The sequence below is a fragment of the Streptomyces sp. NPDC030222 genome, assembly GCF_055573115.1.
In genome coordinates this window covers 91,611-109,141 of the sequence record NZ_JBVICA010000019.1, presented here as the reverse complement: position 1 = coordinate 109,141, position 17,531 = coordinate 91,611, and the positions used below count along the sequence as shown (strand labels likewise).

The 17,531-nt window shown below is 71.1% G+C and carries 14 protein-coding genes; 8 read left to right on the top strand and 6 right to left on the bottom strand.

What is annotated here, in order from left to right; all coding sequences use genetic code 11:
- Positions 1-147: 147 nt before the first annotated feature.
- Both ppgK and ACZ4Z5_RS25065 read right to left on the bottom strand, forming a co-directional pair.
- Complete coding sequence (ppgK, locus tag ACZ4Z5_RS25070; protein ID WP_468266411.1) at positions 148-897, bottom strand: polyphosphate--glucose phosphotransferase; 750 nt, start codon at positions 895-897, stop codon at positions 148-150.
- An 82-nt stretch (positions 898-979) separates the two neighbouring features.
- Complete coding sequence (locus tag ACZ4Z5_RS25065; protein ID WP_468266409.1) at positions 980-1,960, bottom strand: 4-hydroxy-3-methylbut-2-enyl diphosphate reductase; 981 nt, start codon at positions 1,958-1,960, stop codon at positions 980-982.
- A 126-nt stretch (positions 1,961-2,086) separates the two neighbouring features.
- Here ACZ4Z5_RS25065 and xseA point away from each other — a divergent pair, with 126 nt between their 5' ends.
- From xseA to ACZ4Z5_RS25050, 3 genes are all read left to right on the top strand, one after another.
- Positions 2,087-3,295 carry an exodeoxyribonuclease VII large subunit gene (xseA, locus tag ACZ4Z5_RS25060; protein ID WP_468266407.1) on the top strand — a complete coding sequence of 403 codons (1,209 nt, stop codon included), beginning with the start codon at positions 2,087-2,089 and terminating at the stop codon, positions 3,293-3,295.
- A 269-nt stretch (positions 3,296-3,564) separates the two neighbouring features.
- On the top strand, positions 3,565-3,834 hold the full coding sequence (locus ACZ4Z5_RS25055) for an exodeoxyribonuclease VII small subunit (protein WP_468266405.1): 270 nt from the start codon (positions 3,565-3,567) through the stop codon (positions 3,832-3,834).
- 331 nt (positions 3,835-4,165) lie between these two features.
- Positions 4,166-4,756 carry a malonic semialdehyde reductase gene (locus tag ACZ4Z5_RS25050; protein ID WP_468266403.1) on the top strand — a complete coding sequence of 197 codons (591 nt, stop codon included), beginning with the start codon at positions 4,166-4,168 and terminating at the stop codon, positions 4,754-4,756.
- Between the two features lie 148 nt (positions 4,757-4,904).
- Here the strand turns inward: ACZ4Z5_RS25050 and ACZ4Z5_RS25045 are convergent, their stop codons facing one another.
- Positions 4,905-5,429, bottom strand: a complete 525-nt coding sequence (locus tag ACZ4Z5_RS25045; RefSeq protein ID WP_468266401.1) for a DUF4245 domain-containing protein — start codon at positions 5,427-5,429, stop codon at positions 4,905-4,907.
- Between the two features lie 128 nt (positions 5,430-5,557).
- Here ACZ4Z5_RS25045 and glpX point away from each other — a divergent pair, with 128 nt between their 5' ends.
- Positions 5,558-6,589, top strand: a complete 1,032-nt coding sequence (glpX, locus tag ACZ4Z5_RS25040) for a class II fructose-bisphosphatase (protein WP_468266399.1) — start codon at positions 5,558-5,560, stop codon at positions 6,587-6,589.
- A gap of 176 nt (positions 6,590-6,765) precedes the next feature.
- Here the strand turns inward: glpX and ACZ4Z5_RS25035 are convergent, their stop codons facing one another.
- Positions 6,766-7,146 (bottom strand): WhiB family transcriptional regulator, encoded by a 381-nt coding sequence (locus ACZ4Z5_RS25035; RefSeq protein WP_468266397.1) that lies wholly within the window; start codon positions 7,144-7,146, stop codon positions 6,766-6,768.
- Between the two features lie 186 nt (positions 7,147-7,332).
- On the bottom strand, positions 7,333-7,989 hold the full coding sequence (locus ACZ4Z5_RS25030; RefSeq protein WP_468266395.1) for a DUF1707 SHOCT-like domain-containing protein: 657 nt from the start codon (positions 7,987-7,989) through the stop codon (positions 7,333-7,335).
- A gap of 213 nt (positions 7,990-8,202) precedes the next feature.
- Here ACZ4Z5_RS25030 and ACZ4Z5_RS25025 point away from each other — a divergent pair, with 213 nt between their 5' ends.
- The 4 genes from ACZ4Z5_RS25025 to ACZ4Z5_RS25010 all read left to right on the top strand — a co-directional run bounded on the left by ACZ4Z5_RS25025 (position 8,203) and on the right by ACZ4Z5_RS25010 (position 14,913).
- Positions 8,203-9,867, top strand: a complete 1,665-nt coding sequence (locus ACZ4Z5_RS25025; RefSeq protein ID WP_468266393.1) for a fumarate hydratase — start codon at positions 8,203-8,205, stop codon at positions 9,865-9,867.
- Positions 9,868-9,998: 131 nt separating this feature from the next.
- On the top strand, positions 9,999-11,390 hold the full coding sequence (locus ACZ4Z5_RS25020) for a class II fumarate hydratase (RefSeq protein ID WP_468266391.1): 1,392 nt from the start codon (positions 9,999-10,001) through the stop codon (positions 11,388-11,390).
- Between the two features lie 34 nt (positions 11,391-11,424).
- Positions 11,425-12,123 carry a cytidylyl-2-hydroxypropylphosphonate hydrolase gene (fomD, locus tag ACZ4Z5_RS25015; RefSeq protein ID WP_468266389.1) on the top strand — a complete coding sequence of 233 codons (699 nt, stop codon included), beginning with the start codon at positions 11,425-11,427 and terminating at the stop codon, positions 12,121-12,123.
- 318 nt (positions 12,124-12,441) lie between these two features.
- The gene (locus ACZ4Z5_RS25010; protein WP_468266519.1) at positions 12,442-14,913 is read left to right on the top strand and encodes a SpoIIE family protein phosphatase; all 2,472 of its coding nucleotides are present in this window, start codon (positions 12,442-12,444) and stop codon (positions 14,911-14,913) included.
- Between the two features lie 203 nt (positions 14,914-15,116).
- On the opposite strand, the gene ACZ4Z5_RS25005 is transcribed toward ACZ4Z5_RS25010, so the two are convergent.
- On the bottom strand, positions 15,117-17,366 hold the full coding sequence (locus ACZ4Z5_RS25005; RefSeq protein WP_468266387.1) for a transglycosylase domain-containing protein: 2,250 nt from the start codon (positions 17,364-17,366) through the stop codon (positions 15,117-15,119).
- Between the last annotated feature and the right edge of the window lie 165 nt (positions 17,367-17,531).

Genomic DNA, 17,531 nt, shown 5'->3' with positions numbered 1-17,531 from the left:
ATGTCGGGGCCGGGGTCGGGGTCGGGAGTGTTCTGGGCCGGGGTCGGGAGTGCTCTGGGCCGGGGTCGGGAGTGCTCTGGGCCGGGATCGGAGGTGCTCGGGGTCGGGGCGGAGGTGCTCGGGGCCGGGTCGGCCCGGACGGCGTGCTCAGACGGTGTGCTCCTCCGCCGCCGCCATCGCCGCACCCACGATCCCCGCGTTGTTCTGCAGCTCCGCCGGGACGATCTCCGCCTCGATGCCCTGGATCAGCGGGACGAACCTGTCGGCCTTGCGGCTGACACCGCCCCCGATGATGAACAGCTCGGGCGAGAACAGCATCTCGACGTGGGCAAGATACTTCTGGACGCGGTGCGCCCAGTCCTTCCAGCTCAGATCATGGTCTTCCTTGACCTTCGTCGAGGCGTGCTTCTCCACCTCGTGGCCGTCCAGCTCCATGTGACCGAGCTCGGTGTTGGGCACCAGCCGGCCGCCCGAGAACAGCGCGCTGCCGATGCCCGTGCCGAAGGTCAGCACCATGACGGTGCCGGTGCGGCCGCGGCCCGCGCCGAACGACATCTCGGCGATGCCGGCGGCGTCGGCGTCGTTGAGGACGGTGACGGGCAGCCCGCCCAGCCGGCCGCCGAGCAGCCGGACCGCGTCCAGGCCGATCCAGCCCTTGTCGACGTTGGCGGCGGTGCGGATCGTACGGCTCGTGACGACGCCCGGGAAGGTGATACCGATCGGCCCCGACCAGCCGAAATGGCTGACGACCTCGGCCACGGCCCCGGCCACCGCGTCGGGGGTGGCCGGGTGCGGGGTCAGCACCTTGTGGCGGGATTCGGTGAGGTCTCCGCGCTCCAGGTCCACGGGCGCGCCCTTGATTCCCGATCCGCCGATGTCCACTCCGAAGATCTGCATGGACCCAACGTTACGGCGTGGAACGCAGGGTCACCGCCGGAAGCGGTGACCAGGGGTCATTTCCCGGTGGTCCCGGCGAGGGTCACTGGTCGGCGAGGCGGGCCGCCTCGGCCCGGAGGTCGCGGCGCAGCTCCTTCGGCAGGGAGAACGTGATCGACTCCTCGGCCGCCTTGACGATCTCGACGTCCTCGAAGCCCCGCGCGGACAGCCACTCCAGGACGCCTTCGACGAGCACCTCGGGCACGGACGCGCCGGACGTGACTCCGACCGTGGTGACGCCCTCCAGCCAGGCCTCGTCGATCTCGTCGGCGAAGTCGACGAGATGCGCGTCCCGGGCACCGGCGAGCAGGGCGACCTCGACGAGCCGCTTGGAGTTCGACGAGTTCTGCGAGCCGACCACGATGACGAGGTCCGCCTCGGCGCCCATCTGCTTGACCGCGATCTGGCGGTTCTGCGTGGCGTAGCAGATGTCGTCGCTGGGCGGGGACTGCAGGAGCGGGAACTTCTCCTTGAGCTTGTCGACGGTCTCCATCGTCTCGTCGACCGACAGAGTGGTCTGGGACAGCCACACGACCTTCGACTCGTCGCGGACCGTCACGTTCTCCACGTCGTCGGGCCCGTCGACCAGCGTGATGTGGTCGGGGGCCTCGCCGGAGGTGCCGATGACCTCTTCGTGGCCCTCGTGGCCGATCAGCAGGATGTCGAAGTCGTCCTTCGCGTACCGCACGGCCTCCTTGTGGACCTTGGTGACCAGCGGGCAGGTCGCGTCGATGGTGGCGAGCTTCCGGGCCGCCGCCTCCTCGTGCACGATCGGGGCGACACCGTGGGCCGAGAACATCACGATCGAGCCCTCGGGGACCTCCGCCGTTTCCTCGACGAAGATCGCGCCCTTCTTCTCCAGGGTCTGTACGACGTACTTGTTGTGGACGATCTCGTGCCTGACGTAGACGGGCGCCCCGTACTGTTCGAGGGCCTTCTCCACGGCGATCACGGCACGGTCCACGCCCGCGCAGTAGCCACGGGGAGCGGCGAGGAGGACGCGTCGGGCGTTCGTAGCAGTCATGCCCCCATGTTAAGGGCGGGTTCCCGGCGTCGAGGGCGGGGCCCGACCGGCGGACGGAGCCAGGCCGCGCCGGTGATCACCCACGGAACCGGGGGCTGCGTCAGAGGCTCCCACTACGCTCGCCGCATGGCTTTGCAGACGTCTCCCGAGGCCCCCCTGCCCGTCGGCCGGGTCTCACGGCTGATCGGCGGATGGATCGACCGGCTCGGTGCGGTCTGGGTGGAGGGACAGATCACGCAGTTGTCGCGGCGGCCGGGCGCCGGCGTGGTGTTCATGACGCTGCGCGATCCGTCGCACGACATCTCGCTGAGCGTGACCTGCTACCGCCAGGTGTACGACACGGTGGCCGACGTCGTCTCCGAGGGCGCGCGGGTGATCGTGCACGCGAAGCCGGAGTGGTACGCCCCGCGGGGACAGCTGTCGCTGCGCGCCACGGAGATACGGCCGGTCGGTGTCGGCGAGCTGCTGGCGCGGCTGGAACAGCTGAAGAAGTCGCTGGCGGCGGAGGGCCTGTTCGCGGCCGACCGCAAGCGGCCGCTGCCGTTCCTGCCGCAGCTCATCGGCCTGGTGTGCGGCCGGGCGTCCGCGGCCGAGCGGGACGTACTGGAGAACGCCCGGCGCCGCTGGCCGGCGGTCCGCTTCGAGGTGCGCAACGTGGCCGTGCAGGGTGTGCACGCGGTGCCCCAGGTGGTGCAGGCGGTCAGGGAGCTGGACGCGCTGCCCGAGGTTGACGTGATCATCGTGGCCCGGGGCGGCGGCAGTGTGGAGGACCTGCTGCCGTTCTCGGACGAGCAGCTCGTACGGGCGGTGGCCGCGGCGGGTACGCCGGTGGTGTCGGCGATCGGTCACGAGCCGGACTCCCCGCTGCTGGACCTGGTGGCGGACCTGCGGGCGTCGACTCCCACGGACGCGGCGAAGAAGGTCGTGCCGGACGTCGGCGAGGAGCTGGACCGGGTGCGGCTGCTCCGGGACCGGGCGCTGCGTACGGTCCGGGGGCTGATCGATCGCGAGGAGCGGGGGCTGGCCCATGCGCTGGCACGGCCGTGCATGGAGCACCCGCACCGGATGGTGGACGACCGGGCCGAGCAGATCGACGCCCTGCTCGGCCGGAGCCGGCGCACGCTGCGGCATCTGCTGGACCGGGCGGACTCGGAGCTGTCGCACACCCGTGCTCGGGTGTACGCGCTGTCGCCCGCAGCGACGCTGGAGCGGGGCTACGCGGTCCTGCAGAAGGCGGACGGCAAGGTGGTGCGGGCGCCGGAGGAGGTCGCGGAGGGTGAGGAACTGCGGGCCCGGGTCGCGGAGGGCGAGTTCTCGGTTCGGGTCACGGAGTGACGGGCGGAGGGGATGCCGGATGGTGATGGCCCGCGGATGCCCCGCCTCGCCGAGCCGGAGTGCGGCGACGGCGGTGCCGCACCCACGAGCCGCTGCGTCCCGAGGAAGTCGCCGTCGGTCCCCGGCCGTGAGGGGGTCTGGCCCCTCGACCCGGCGGGCCGCCCCGACGGGCCGGAGGCCCCGTCCGGACCGGGCGCGGTGGCGCGGTCCGGGCAACGGTTCCCGCCGCCGCAACATCGCTGTCGTACCGCGCACATAGGGTGGAGCACATGGCCAGTACAGACACCGCGGGCACGTTGGGTTACGAGCAGGCGCGGGACGAGTTGATCGAGGTCGTACGCCGTCTGGAGGCGGGTGGCACGACGCTCGAGGAGTCCCTTGCGCTGTGGGAGCGCGGCGAGGAACTCGCGAAGGTCTGCCGGCACTGGCTGGAAGGCGCCCGGGCCCGGCTGGACGCGGCGCTCGCGGAGGGTTCGGAGGGCGCGGAGAACGGCGGCGGGGCGAACACCGCCGACGGCACGGGCTCGGCGAACGGCTGACCCGCCCTGTGCTGCTGCACCACGGCACCACACCGCACCACACCGCACCGCACCGCACCGCACCGCACCGGCGAGCCAGGACCGAGTGAGACGGACCGAGCGGGACGGACCGGAGTGTGAACAAGCCGTGTACCGAGGCGTTAGGCGAGGCGTGTACCGAGGCGTGAGGCGAGGCGTGTATCGAAGCGTGAGGCGAGGCGTGACCCCCACATGAGGCGAACAGCCATGAATGTGACGTGCGCCACTACTCGGCGTTAGTTGAAATTTAACCAATAGGCGCCCGGTTGAACCGCTCGCAAGACGCCCCGTACCCACTGGAAGGTTCGCCGTAATGACTCTCGCCCTTGACGCCGCCGCCCAGGACCTGCTGTTCCGCGAGGCCCACACCGCCCACACGTTCACCGACGAGCCGGTGACCGAGGATCAGGTGCAGGCGATCTACGACCTGGTCAAGTACGGCCCGACCGCGTTCAACTCGACCCCGCTGCGGATCGTCCTGGTCCGCTCCGAGGAGGCGCGTGGCCGCCTGGTCAAGCACATGGCGGAGGGCAACCAGGCGAAGACCGCCTCCGCGCCGCTGGTCGCGATCCTGGCCGCCGACAACGAGTTCCACGAGGAGCTGCCGGAGCTGCTGCCGCACTTCCCGCAGGCCAAGGACCTCTTCTTCACCGAGCGCCCGGCCCGCGAGAGCTCCGCCACCGTGAACGCCGCACTGCAGGCCGCGTACTTCATCGTCGGTGTCCGCGCCGCGGGCCTGGCCGCCGGCCCGATGACCGGCTTCGACTTCGCCGGGGTCCAGAAGGAGTTCCTGGACGGCGACCACACCCCGGTGATGGTCGTCAACATCGGCAAGCCCGGCGAGAACGCGTCGTTCCCGCGCTCCCCGCGTCGCGCCTACGAGGACGTCGTCACCACCGTCTGACGCACGCGGGCCCACCGTCCGGCGCATCCCGGCCGGCACGTCCCGGCGCGGGAAACCGGGCCGGGACCGCACGGGTGACAGCGCCCTGCACGGGCACCGGAAGAACCGAGGCCGCCGCTCCTTCCGGAGCGGCGGCCTCGCCGCGCGTTCAGGCCTTCTTCGACTCCAGGGCCGCGGCCACCAGGCCGAGCTGCTCGTACGAGCCGGTGCCGGTCACGACCGTCGTGTGGCCCTTGTCCTGGCGGACGAGCGCGTCGTACTTGGGCCCCTCCCAGCGCTCCCAGACCTGGTCGCCGACCTTCTGCGTCTCCTCGGTCCGCTCGGCCCGCTGGCTCACGGCGTAAGCGAACTTCCTCGCAGGCGCCGTGGACTGCTCGACGGCGACGTACTGCCGGTCGGGGCTGTGGAAGCCGAGGTGCCAGGCGTTCTCGTCGGAGCGGTCGTACCGCACGGAGGTGGCCTTCCAGCCCTCCGGGAGCCCGACCGGTGCCGCCACGGGGTACGGCGCCGCGCGCCGCGCCGTCTGGAGCTCTACCGTGTAGTCCCTGGCCTTGACCGGGTCGCCCGAGTCGTCGTGCGGAATGACGAGATAGGCCGCCACGACGACGGGCGCGACCGCCGCCATCGACAGCAACATGTTCCGTACCGTCTGCTTGCCTCGCATACCTGCCACGCACCCATGTTCTCAGGTCATGACGCCGCTCATACGTGGGGCCCACTGCTCATTCTGTCGGGGTACCGATAGAGTCTCGGGGCACCCTCGTTTTATCCGGCCGTCGTCGTACAGAAAGGTGCGCTCCGATGACCGAGCACCATCTTCCGCCTCCGCTCGAGGTCTCTCCCGAGGCCCCCGACCGCAACCTCGCCCTGGAGCTCGTCCGGGTCACCGAGGCCGCCGCGATGGCCGCCGGCCGCTGGGTCGGCCGAGGTGACAAGAACGGTGCCGACGGCGCGGCGGTCAAGGCGATGCGCACGCTCGTCCACACCGTGTCGATGAACGGTGTCGTCGTCATCGGTGAGGGCGAGAAGGACGAAGCGCCCATGCTGTTCAACGGCGAGCGCATCGGTGACGGCACCGGTGCCGAGTGCGACATCGCCGTGGACCCGATCGACGGCACGACGCTCACGGCGAAGGGCATGCCGAACGCGATCGCCGTCCTCGCCGCCGCCGACCGCGGCACCATGTTCGACCCGTCCGCGGTCTTCTACATGGACAAGCTGGTCACCGGCCCCGAGGCCGCCGACTTCGTCGACATCGACGCCCCGGTCTCGGTGAACATCCGCCGGGTCGCCAAGGCGAAGAACTCCTCCCCCGAGGACGTCACGGTCGTCATCCTGGACCGCCCCCGCCACGAGGGCATCGTCAAGGAGATCCGCGAGACCGGCGCGCGTATCAAGTTCATCTCGGACGGCGACGTCGCCGGCTCGATCATGGCCGTCAAGGAAGGCACCGGCGTCGATCTGCTGCTCGGTGTCGGCGGTACGCCCGAGGGCATCATCTCGGCCTGCGCGATCAAGTGCCTGGGCGGCGTGATCCAGGGCAAGCTGTGGCCGAAGGACGAGGAGGAGCGGCAGCGCGCGCTGGACGCCGGCCACGACCTCGACCGCGTCCTGTCGACGAACGACCTGGTCAGCGGGGAGAACGTGTTCTTCGTCGCCACCGGCATCACGGACGGCGAGCTGCTGCGCGGCGTCCGGTACCGCTCGGAGACCGCGACCACCCAGTCGCTGGTGATGCGCTCGAAGTCCGGCACGATCCGCCAGATCGACTCCACGCACCGGCTGTCGAAGCTGCGCGCGTACAGCGCGATCGACTTCGACCGGGCCCAGTAGCGGCAGGCGCGGTTACGTACGCGAAGGAGGGCGTTCCCGTTGTGCGGCGGGGGCGCCCTCTTCCGCGTCCGGATCATTTCCGGGGGCGCCCTCTTGCGCGTACGTACATTCGCCGTTCGTGGTGCCCTGCCGTCCCGGTGCCTCCGTCGGCGGCGGGGGACGCCGACGACCCTGCGTCAGCCGGCGGCGGCGACGCGGGTCGTCGAGGCGGCCTTCTTGAGCTCCATCTCACGGCGCCGGCGACGGGCGAGGGCCACCCGGCGCTCGGCGGCCGTGAGACCGCCCCAGACGCCGTAGGGCTCGGGCTGGAGGAGGGCGTGCTCCCGGCACTCGACCATCACGGGGCAGCGTGCACAGACCCGCTTCGCCGCCTCCTCCCGGGCCAGCCGGGCGGCCGTCGGTTCCTTCGACGGAGCGAAGAACAGCCCCGCCTCGTCGCGGCGGCACACCGCCTCCGTGTGCCAGGGCCCCTCCTGGTCGTCCCGGGCGGGGACTGCTGGACCACTCTGCGGCGGAACGGCGGCGACCTGCAGGGGCTGACGCGGCGCATGCAGCACGATCTACTCCTGACGACGGCTTCGCGAGCGAGAGACGATGCAGCGTTCCCTACCCGCTGTGCGCGCGCCTATGCACTGGGTTGACGGGCCCGTGTGTGCGGCATGTGTACAGGGCATGTGTGCGGACCGTGCGCCCGTACGCGCATGCCCGCCGCGGGGCAGGAGTCACTGGAGTCTCCCGCGAGGTCACTGGAGTCGCCGGCGTATCTGCTTGTACAGGTCCTGGATCACCTTGCCCTTGTGGGGCTTGGCCTCGATGTTCCCGAGGACCGCGTAGCCGTACACCACGACGACGGGGGCCTGCGGGTCGGCGGCCTCCAGCGAGTCGACCTCGAAGTTGCCCATGAGGCCGCTGCCGCTGCCGCGCAGAGTCACGTTCTCCGGGACGGTCACTTCGACGTTCCCGAACACCGCCGTCGCGTTGATCACCGTGAGCCGCTGCTCGAACAGCGCCTCGCTGAGATCGATCTCGATATTGCCGAAGAGCGCGAACGCGTTCGTCGTACGCGGGACCCGCCACCTGCCCTTGCGCACAGCGCCGGACAGCACGGCGAACAGCTTCTGCGAGGTGCCCGGGACGGCCGCGTCCTCCGGCGGGCAGGCGGGCGCCGGTGCGACCACCCGCCCCGGCGTGAGCGGGGTGCCGGGCACGGGCAGGTCCCGCACCAGGGGTTCGAGATCGGCCATCGTCTTGGCCCGGAGGACCGCCTCGATGCGGTCCACGTGCTCCTCGGCCGTCAGCCGGCCCTCGGCGAGGGCGTCCCGCAGGACGTCCGCGATCCGGTCGCGGTCGGCGTCCGAGGCCCGCAGTCCGGCTTCTTGGGTGCGCTTCGTCAGGTCCACGGCCCAAGACTAGCGAAACGCGATAGATCGCGACTAGTCCGCGACGCGCATCGATTCGCCGCCGTCGCCGCCCCCCTGCCCGCACGGCCTTCGCCACCCCGGCCCCGAACTGAGCCTTACCTCACAAGCCCCGACCTCCAGGTGCGTTCTACGCTTGTGGGCGCGCTGCCAATCGGATGTCAGCCGCAGTCTGCCGAGTGAGGAATGGCCGTAATGCCAGAGTTTCAGTACTCCGATCTGCTCCCGCTGGGAGAGGACACCACGCCCTACCGCCTGGTGACCACCGAGGGTGTCTCCACCTTCGAGGCCGACGGTCGTACGTTCCTCAAGGTCGAGCCGGAGGCGCTGCGCAAGCTGGCGGCCGAGGCCATGCACGACATCTCGCACTACCTGCGCCCGGCGCACCTCGCCCAGCTGCGGAAGATCATCGACGACCCCGAGGCGTCGTCGAACGACAAGTTCGTGGCCCTGGACCTGCTGAAGAACGCCAACATCGCGGCGGCCGGCGTGCTCCCGATGTGCCAGGACACCGGCACCGCGATCGTGATGGGCAAGCGCGGCCAGAACGTGCTGACCTCCGGCCGCGACGAGGAGGCCCTCTCGCGGGGCGTCTACGACGCGTACACCAAGCTCAACCTGCGGTACTCCCAGATGGCCCCGCTCACCATGTGGGAGGAGAAGAACACCGGGTCGAACCTGCCCGCGCAGATCGAGCTCTACGCGACGGACGGCGGCGCCTACAAGTTCCTCTTCATGGCCAAGGGCGGCGGCTCCGCCAACAAGTCGTTCCTGTACCAGGAGACGAAGGCGGTCCTGAACGAGGCCTCCATGATGAAGTTCCTGGAGGAGAAGATCCGCTCGCTGGGCACGGCCGCCTGCCCGCCGTACCACCTGGCGATCGTGGTCGGCGGCACCTCCGCCGAGTTCGCGCTGAAGACCGCGAAGTACGCCTCCGCCCACTACCTGGACGAGCTGCCCGCCGAGGGCTCACCGAGCGGTCACGGGTTCCGCGACAAGGAGCTGGAGGAGAAGGTCTTCGAGCTCACCCAGAAGATCGGCATCGGCGCGCAGTTCGGCGGCAAGTACTTCTGCCACGACGTGCGGGTCGTCCGGCTGCCGCGGCACGGTGCGTCGCTGCCGGTCGCCATCGCCGTGTCCTGTTCTGCGGACCGCCAGGCCGTCGCGAAGATCACGGCGGAGGGCGTCTTCCTGGAGGAGCTGGAGAAGGACCCGGCGCGGTTCCTGCCGGAGACCACGGACGAGCACCTGAGCGACGACGACGTGGTCCGCATCGACCTCAACCAGCCGATGCCGGAGATCCTCGCCGAGCTGTCGAAGTACCCCGTCAAGACCCGTCTCTCGCTCAGCGGCCCGCTGGTCGTGGCCCGCGACATCGCACACGCCAAGATCAAGGAGCGGCTGGACGCGGGCGAGGAGATGCCGCAGTACCTCAAGGACCACCCGGTCTACTACGCGGGCCCCGCGAAGACCCCCGAGGGCTACGCCTCGGGCTCCTTCGGCCCGACCACGGCCGGCCGCATGGACTCGTACGTGGACCGGTTCCAGGCCGCGGGCGGCTCCATGGTCATGCTGGCCAAGGGCAACCGCAGCAAGCAGGTCACCGACGCGTGCGGCACCCACGGCGGCTTCTACCTCGGCTCCATCGGCGGCCCGGCCGCCCGCCTCGCCCAGGACTGCATCAAGAAGGTCGAGGTCGTCGAGTACGAGGAGCTCGGCATGGAGGCCATCTGGAAGATCGAGGTCGAGGACTTCCCGGCGTTCATCGTCGTCGACGACAAGGGCAACGACTTCTTCCAGGAGCCTGCCCCCGCCCCGACGTTCACCTCCATCCCGGTCCGGGGCCCCGGCCTCGCCTGACCGGCCCGCTCACCGTCCCGCCCCCGCCTGCGTCCCGCAGCGGGGGCGGTGTCGCATCCACGCGTCCGGGCGTGCCGCACCCGGGAATAGACGCGGCGTCAGGGATGCTCGACGGTGCAGGAGGTACGGACATGGACCTGGGCGACTACCGGATCGAGCACGACTCCATGGGGGAGGTGCGGGTCCCCGCGGCGGCGAAGTGGCGGGCGCAGACGCAGCGGGCGGTGGAGAACTTCCCGGTGTCCGGGCAGCGGCTGGAACGCTCGCACATCGCGGCGCTGGCCCGCATCAAGTCGGCCGCGGCCAAGGTCAACGCCGGGCTGGGCGTGCTCGACCAGGACGTCGCGGAGGCGATCTCCGCGGCGGCCGGCGAGGTCGCGGAGGGCCGCTGGGACGAGCACTTCCCGGTGGACGTCTTCCAGACCGGTTCCGGCACCTCCTCCAACATGAACATGAACGAGGTGGTGGCCACCCTCGCCACCGAGCGCCTGGGCCGGGACGTGCACCCCAACGACCACGTCAACGCGTCCCAGTCGTCCAACGACGTGTTCCCGTCGTCCATCCACATCGCGGCCACGGGCGCAGTCACGGACGGGCTGATCCCCGCGCTGGAGCATCTGGCCGCAGCCCTGGAGCGCAAGGCGGAGGAGTTCCGGGAGGTCGTCAAGGCGGGCCGTACCCATCTCATGGACGCGACGCCGGTGACGCTGGGCCAGGAGTTCGGCGGCTACGCGGCCCAGGTCCGTTACGGGATCGAGCGGCTCACGGCCGCCCTCCCCCGGCTCGCGGAGCTCCCGCTCGGCGGCACCGCGGTGGGTACGGGCATCAACACCCCGCCCGGCTTCTCCGCGGCCGTCATCGCCGAGGTCGCCCGGGCCACCGGGCTGCCGCTCACCGAGGCCCGCGACCACTTCGAGGCGCAGGGCGCCCGGGACTCACTGGTCGAGACGTCCGGGCAGCTCCGTACGGTCGCCGTCTCCCTCACCAAGATCTGCAACGATCTGCGCTGGATGGCGTCCGGGCCGCGCACCGGACTGGCCGAGATCGCCCTGCCCGACCTGCAGCCGGGCTCCTCGATCATGCCCGGCAAGGTCAACCCGGTGATCCCGGAGGCCGTGCTGATGGTCGCCGCGCAGGTCACCGGCAACGACACCGCGATCGCCACGGCCGGGGCCTCGGGGAACTTCGAGCTGAACGTGATGCTGCCGGTCATCGGCAAGAACCTGCTGGAGTCGGTGCGGCTGCTCACCAACGCCTCCCGGCTGCTCGCCGACCGTGCCGTGGACGGCATCACCGCGAACGCCGGACGGGCCCGCGAGTACGCCGAGTCGTCCCCTTCCGTCGTGACCCCGCTCAACAGGTACATCGGCTACGAGGAAGCCGCCAAGGTCGCCAAGAGGTCCCTCGCGGAACGCAGGACCATCCGCGAGGTGGTGCTGGAATCGGGTTATGTGGAACGCGGCGACCTCACCCTGGAGCAGCTCGACGAGGCCCTGGACGTGTTGCGTATGACTCATCCGTGACCTGCGGAGGCGTCCGGGTTCGTAAGATCTTGGCATGACACGTACGGAGGAATCGAACACGACGGGCTCGGCCCCGCGGCGCTGGGCGCCCGGGGAGCACATCCTCTGGCGTTATCGCGACAACGTCCCGGACGGCAGGACCGGGCGCATACACATCTGCCGCCCGGTGACGGTCGTGCAGGACACCGACGAGCTGCTGGCGGTGTGGATGGCGCCCGGCACCGAGTGCGTGAAGCCGGTGCTCGCCGACGGCGGCCCGGTGTCGGGGGAACCGCTGGCCACCAGGTACACCGCGCCGCGCACCACGGTGCGGACGCCGTGGCGCGGCACGGGTGTACTCAAGATCGCCCGGCCCCACGAGCCGTGGTCGGTGTGGCTGTTCTGGGACGACGGCTGGCAGTTCCGGAACTGGTACGTCAACTTGGAGGAGCCGCGGACCAGGTGGAGCGGGGGCGTCGACTCCGAGGACCATTTCCTCGACATCGCGGTGTATCCGGACCGTACCTGGGCATGGCACGACGAGGACGAGTTCGCCCAGGCGCAGGAGGCCGGTCTGATGGGGGCCGGGCAGGCGCGGCTGGTGCAGGAGGCCGGCCGGGCCGCCCTCGACGTGGTGGGCTCGTGGGGGACGCCGTTCAAGGACGGCTGGGAGAGCTGGCGGCCCGATCCGCGGTGGACCGTGCCGGATCTTCCGGAGGACTGGGATCGCACCCCGGCGCATATGCCGTCGTGAGACCCTTGATGCGCCCCCAGGGTTCAAACGTAGGATCGTCCTCCGCAAGGCTGCGCAACGGCAATACCCGAGCGCCGCACATCTTTTGACCGTACGTCACCTCCGGGTGACCTTTCAGGGGGGTGGAGCCGTGCCGGGTGCCGGAATCACGGTGTCCGTGGCCCGCCCTGTGGACCCCGCCCGTGGAGCGGGTATACCGCTCAAAGAGATTGCAGCACGCACCTTTTCCCTGCCTCCGGCGGGGAGGCCACTTTCCGGACGGACGGAAACCGACGCGTGACGGAGCACCAGCCCACCTCGCACGAGAGCCGGCAGCCCATGGCCGCCCGGCCGCACGAGCGCGCCCGGACGCGGCCCGGAACGGACTACGCACCCCGCGCGGCCGCCGACGCCCCCGCGACACGGAGCGGGGCCGCCCCCGACCCGTATCCGGGAGGCGTCCCGGGCGCCCGCGGGCCCGCGGGTGGCCCCGGCGCGGCGGAACACCCGGTCGTACCGGGCGCGGGCGCGCCCGGCCCGCGCGGAGCCGACCATCGCGACACGCCCCCGCCGGACACGGCACCCTCGCGGCGGCGCACCGCGCGCACCTCGGAGGCGGCCGGCGCGGGCGGCACGGGGAACGTGCGGCGCCCCGACGCCGATGCGGTCCCCGGGCACTCCACGGGAACGGGACACTGCGGCCCGGGCGGCTGCGACGGCCCGGAATCCGGCCCTGCCGGGCGTCCGGAGGCGACGCACTCCTCGGGCCCGGTCACGGGCGGTGGCGGGGACGGTGATGCCCGCGTCCCCGGATCCCGCGCCCACGACCCGCACGTCCCCGGCTCACGGGCGGAGAGCACACGGGCCGACGGCGCTGGGACGGAAGGCGCGCGGGCGGACGGCACGCGGGCAGACGACTCGGACGCCCGGCGCTCCGGCCGGTACGACACCGCCGCCGTGTCCGGCGCGGACGCGGCACGCCGCGCCGCGGACACGGGCGCCGCGCGGAACGCCGGGCGTCGCGACCCGGACGGGGACCCGGTCGACATCACCGGGTTCGACGGCGACGGCGACGGTCTCACGGGGCCCGGCGGCGAGTCGGCGACGGCCCGCCGCGAGGGCGACCGGCTGCGGTTCGTGGGCGCCGCGACACGCCGGATCGCGCGCGGCATCGACCTCGACGAGATCGTGCTCGGGCTGTGCCGGGCGACGGTGCCCACGTTCTCCGACGCGATCCTGGTCCATCTGCGCGACCCTCTGCCGGTCGGCGACGAGCGGCCCGTGGCGCCGTTCGTCCTGCGGTTGCGCCGCACCGACCGGCTGCGTTTAACCGACGAGGCCCTGAGCGAAGGCCTCGCGCCGGCCGCCGTGCCCGACGAGGACGATCTGACGCCGGCCTCCGAGCTGTGCGAGATCCACACCGGTGGCGCGCTCGCCGAGGTGCTGCGCGGTGTGCGGCCGGTGTTCGCGGACTCGGCGGCCGCCCGCGCCGCGCTGGCCGAGCTGCTGGGCCCGGACCGTGCCGTGCCGTCGGGAAGCAGGGCGATCCTCGCGCCGCTGCGCGGCCGCCGCAGGGTCATCGGTGCCGCCGTGTTCGTACGCCGTCCCGAGCGGCCGGCGTTCGAGCCGAACGACCTGCTCGTCGCGGCCCAGCTCGCGACGCACACCGCGCTGGGCATCGACAAGGCGGTGCTGTACGGCCGGGAGGCGTACATCGCGGACGAGCTGCAGCGCACCATGCTGCCGGACTCGCTGCCGCAGCCGACCGGCGTGCGGCTCGCGTCCCGCTATCTCCCGGCCGCGGAGACGGCCCGGGTCGGCGGCGACTGGTACGACGCGATTCCGCTGCCGGGCAGCAGGGTCGCGCTGGTGGTCGGCGACGTCATGGGGCATTCCATGACCTCGGCCGCGATCATGGGCCAGCTGCGCACGACCGCGCAGACCCTCGCGGGACTCGACCTGCCGCCGCAGGAGGTGCTGCACCACCTGGACGAGCAGGCCCAGCGGCTGGGCTCCGACCGGATGGCGACCTGCATGTACGCGGTGTACGACCCGGTGGCGCACCGCATCACCATCGCCAACGCGGGCCATCCGCCGCCGGTGCTGCTGCATCTGGGCGGACGGGCCGAGGTGCTGAGGGTGCCGCCGGGTGCGCCGATCGGTGTCGGCGGGGTGGACTTCGAGGCGGTGGAGCTGGACGCGCCGGCCGGCGCGACGCTGCTGCTGTACACGGACGGACTGGTCGAGTCGCGGCTGCGGGACGTGTGGACGGGCATCGAGCAGCTGCGGGAGCGGCTGGCCACGACCGCCCAGCTGACCGGCCCGGACCATCCTCCGCCGCTGGAGGCGCTGTGCGACGACGTCCTCGACATGCTGGGTCCCGGCGACCGGGACGACGACATCGCGCTGCTCGCCGCCCGTTTCGACGGGATCGCGCCGAGTGATGTCGCCTACTGGTTCCTGGACCCGGAGGACGCGGCGCCGGGCCGGGCCCGTCGGCTGGCCCGGCGGGCGCTGGCCCGCTGGGACCTGGAGGAGCTGACGGACTCCGTGGAACTGCTGGTCAGCGAGGTGGTGACCAATGCGGTGCGGTACGCGGAGCGGCCGGTGACGCTGCGGCTGCTGCGCACGGACGTGCTGCGCTGCGAAGTCGGCGACGACTCCCCGCAGTTGCCGCGGCAGCGGCGGGCCCGGGACACCGACGAGGGCGGCCGGGGACTGTTCCTGGTCAACCGGCTGGCCCGGCGCTGGGGCGCCACCCGGCTGTCCACGGGCAAGGTGGTGTGGTTCGAGCTGCCCGCACCCGCGTGAGGTGGCGGCGCCCCGTGCGCGGCGTGGAACGGGCGCGGAGGGCCGGGCCGACCCTCAACGGCCGAATCGCCGACGACGTCGACGGGGCGAGCGGCTGCCGCGTCACGCCCGCCCGAGACACGGAAAGGGGCGGCCCCCCGGGAACCCGGGGGGCCGCCCCTTCCTCATGTCGTCGCCTCACCCCGTACGGGGCGTCGCGTGCGTCATGGTCTGGGCGGTTTCCCGCCGTCCGGGTCACCGATGGTGCCGCTGTCACCCGTGCCGGTCGGGTCCGGTGTCCCCGTCGGGGTGCGCGTCGGCGTGCCGGTCGGGCTGCTGCTGGGGCGGGAGGTCGGGCTGCTGGTCACGGAGTTCGTCGGGCTCGGCGACGTACTGCCGGACGGCGTGCCCGAAGGCGACGACGACGGCGAGCCGGACGGCGTGCCCGAAGGGCTCTTCGACGGCGTGCTCTTCGGCACCTCGACCTCGCCCTGGCTGGTCTCCAGATCGAACTCGGAGATCCCGTCCATGACCTCGAAGGTGTACGCGGCCCAGATGCGGGCGGGGAAGCTGCCGCCGTCGACCCGGCCGCCGCCCGCCGCGCCCTTCATGCTGACCTGCTGACCCTTGACGATCTTGTCGTGGGCCTCGGCGGCCTCGCCGAAGAGTCCGACGGAGGTGATCAGCCGGGGGGTGTAGCCGGTGAACCAGGCGGACTTGTTGTCGTCGGACGTGCCGGTCTTGCCTGCCACGTCCTGACGGGAGTGGCGCACTTCCCTGCCGGTTCCGTCGTCGACCACGCCGGTCATGATGGACGTGGCGGCGTCCGCGGCGTCACGGCTGATGATCCGGTCGCCGAACGGATCGGGCAGCTCGGTCTTGTTGCCTTCACGCTCGGCGGACTTCACGACGGCGGGGGTGACCTTCTCGCCGTGGTTGTTGAGGGTGGCGTAGACAGCGGCCATCTGGAGCGGGCTGGCGCCCGTGGTGCCGAGCGTCATGGCCGGCACGGCCTCGGCCTTCTCCATGTTCATGCCGAGCTCGTCGGCGACGTCCTTGACCTTCTTGAGGCCGACGTCGACGCCCATCTGCGCGAAGACCGAGTTGACGGACTTGTTCATGGCCGTCTGCACGGTGATCTCGTCGTAGTCGACCTCGTCCTCGTTGGGCGGGGCGAATCCGACCTTCCGGCCGGCCTCCTTGACCGGGCGCCGGTTGGAGCCGTCGTACAGCGTGTTGGCGCGGATCTCCTTGCCGTCCTGCGTCCTGGCCTCGTTGTCGACGGCCGCTGCGAAGATCAGCGGCTTGAAGGTGGAGGCGGGCTGGTAGTCGTCGCGGGTGGCGTTGCTGATCTGGTGCTTGAAGAAGTCCTGGCCGCCGTACAGGGCGACGACTCCGCCGGTCTTGGCGTCGACGGACACGGCGCCGGCCTGGATGTCGGCGTCGACGCGGCGCTGCTCCGGCTTCAGCTTGCTGGTCAGCACCTCCTTGACCGCCGCTTCCAGCTGCCGCTGCTTCTTCTCGTCGATGTTGAGCGTGATGTTCCAGCCGCCGGACTCGATGGCCGCCAGGTCCACGCCGTTGCGCTGCAGTTCACGGTTGGCGGCCCGGACCAGGTAGCCCTTCTGGCCCTCCATTCCGGGGGCGGGCTTGGGTTCGAGGAGCTTGGGGAACGTCATCCGGTCGCGCTTGGCCTTGTCGAGCCAGCCCTCTTCGACCATGTTGTTGAGGACGTAGTTCCAGCGGTTCCTGATGACTTCCTGCATCCTCGGGGAGGCGGTCGCCATGTCGTAGTCGCTCGGAGCCTGCAACAGGGCGGCGAGGTAGGCACCCTGTTCCACCGTCAGCTTCTCGACGTCGACGCCGTAGTAGGCGCGGGCCGCGGCCTGGATGCCGCTGGCGCTGCGACCGTAGTAGCTGGTGTTGAGGTAGCCGGCGAGGATCTTCTCCTTCGAGTACTCCTGATCGACCTTGAGGGAGATCACCAGCTCCTTCAGCTTGCGGCTGAGGGTCTGCTCCTGGCTCAGGTAGTAGTTCTTGACGTACTGCTGGGTGATCGTCGAACCACCTTGCGTGCCCTGGCCGGTGACCGTGTTGACGACACCGCGGGCCACACCCTTGAGGTCGACGCCGTTGTCGTGGAAGAAGGTCTTGTTCTCCGCCGCGACGAAGGCGTACCGGACCGGCTCCGGCACCTTCTCCAGCGGGACGATCTCGCGGTTGACCTCACCGGTGCGGGCGAAGATCTTGCCGTCGTTGAACCGGTAGACGTTGCTCTGGAGTTGGGCCTCGGCGTTCGCGCTGGGGATCGGCACCGTCAGGTAGTAGACGAAGAGCGCGCCCATGCCCAGGAGGCAGACCCCGAGGAAGGTGCCGAGCAGCTTCTTCCAGGTGAGGAACCGGCGTATGCCGCCGGTTCTCTTCGCCTGCCGCGCCGAGCGCTGGCGGGCTCGTCTCTCCTCTGCTCGACCCATTTCTCCGTAGCTCCACTCATTGACAACGAACTGGCAAGCTAACACCACGCCCGGGGACAAAGGGGCGCCGATCCGGCGTTCGCCTTACGTGACAATCAGCACGCCGCCCCATGGAACCGACTGCTCTGAAGCGCCGAAGGTTGCCGGGCGAACGAATGCCGCCCG

Bases quoted from the DNA above. Each gene is read 5' to 3' on its own strand.
- ppgK (WP_468266411.1), bottom strand. From the start codon at position 897: ATGCAGATCTTCGGAGTGGACATCGGCGGATCGGGAATCAAGGGCGCG.
- ACZ4Z5_RS25065 (WP_468266409.1), bottom strand. From the start codon at position 1,960: ATGACTGCTACGAACGCCCGACGCGTCCTCCTCGCCGCTCCCCGTGGC.
- xseA (WP_468266407.1), top strand. From the start codon at position 2,087: ATGGCTTTGCAGACGTCTCCCGAGGCCCCCCTGCCCGTCGGCCGGGTC.
- ACZ4Z5_RS25055 (WP_468266405.1), top strand. From the start codon at position 3,565: ATGGCCAGTACAGACACCGCGGGCACGTTGGGTTACGAGCAGGCGCGG.
- ACZ4Z5_RS25050 (WP_468266403.1), top strand. From the start codon at position 4,166: ATGACTCTCGCCCTTGACGCCGCCGCCCAGGACCTGCTGTTCCGCGAG.
- glpX (WP_468266399.1), top strand. From the start codon at position 5,558: ATGACCGAGCACCATCTTCCGCCTCCGCTCGAGGTCTCTCCCGAGGCC.
- ACZ4Z5_RS25025 (WP_468266393.1), top strand. From the start codon at position 8,203: ATGCCAGAGTTTCAGTACTCCGATCTGCTCCCGCTGGGAGAGGACACC.
- ACZ4Z5_RS25020 (WP_468266391.1), top strand. From the start codon at position 9,999: ATGGACCTGGGCGACTACCGGATCGAGCACGACTCCATGGGGGAGGTG.
- fomD (WP_468266389.1), top strand. From the start codon at position 11,425: ATGACACGTACGGAGGAATCGAACACGACGGGCTCGGCCCCGCGGCGC.
- ACZ4Z5_RS25010 (WP_468266519.1), top strand. From the start codon at position 12,442: ATGGCCGCCCGGCCGCACGAGCGCGCCCGGACGCGGCCCGGAACGGAC.
- ACZ4Z5_RS25005 (WP_468266387.1), bottom strand. From the start codon at position 17,366: ATGGGTCGAGCAGAGGAGAGACGAGCCCGCCAGCGCTCGGCGCGGCAG.